The sequence below is a fragment of the Aeromonas sp. Prich7-2 genome (genome assembly GCF_017939255.1).
In the GTDB taxonomy this organism is placed as follows: Bacteria; Pseudomonadota; Gammaproteobacteria; order Enterobacterales; family Aeromonadaceae; genus Aeromonas; species Aeromonas caviae.
Map to the genome: position 1 here is coordinate 1 of NZ_JAGKRI010000285.1, position 643 is coordinate 643.

Below are 643 nucleotides of genomic sequence, written 5' to 3' on the forward strand. Positions count from 1 at the left end.
AAACTTCCAGTACAGACTGTCTTATATTTACCGAGCTATACATATTGGTAGGAAACGAAAATCCATGCCATCACAGGTTTATCATCTCGGTGGTGGTGTAATTAATAGACCAAATATTACATTGAATGAAAGAGGTGAGGTCTCTGATTATGACATCGGGCCACTACTCATGGAGTTGAATATGCAGGCATCATTGTATGCAGGCACAGGAAACCAACTATGTGCACATTATTCACTATCATTAAGCCCCGATGAATCATTAACGCCATATCAATGTCTAGTTGCAGCTAGGCTGCTAATGATTGAACTGGGATATGGTAGCGATACTCGATGGACATCTGTTATACACCGCGATACAAGGTCTCTACATGTACATGTTGTGGCATGTAGAGTAAAACTAGACAGAACCTTAGTTGATGATAGTAATGACTACGCTCGGGGAGTTGACGCTGCTCGAAAAATAGAAATTGAATTGGGATTGGCGAACTGTAAAAGTCCTGAAGCAAATTTCGGTCATGAGTATAGCATAGTCAATATTAAAAATGGCCGTGGTAGAGGGAGCTTTCATGCTATGCATGATCCCGCCTGTATAATTAGGGATGCAATGGACGTGGTTTTTAAAAACCAGCCAAACAACATGACT

At 40.9% G+C, this 643-nt stretch carries 1 protein-coding gene; it reads left to right on the forward strand.

Annotated elements, in window-relative coordinates:
- Positions 1-64: 64 nt before the first annotated feature.
- Positions 65-643: relaxase/mobilization nuclease domain-containing protein (locus tag J9892_RS21670; RefSeq protein ID WP_210538974.1), on the forward strand; the 579-nt coding region annotated here is incomplete at its 3' end.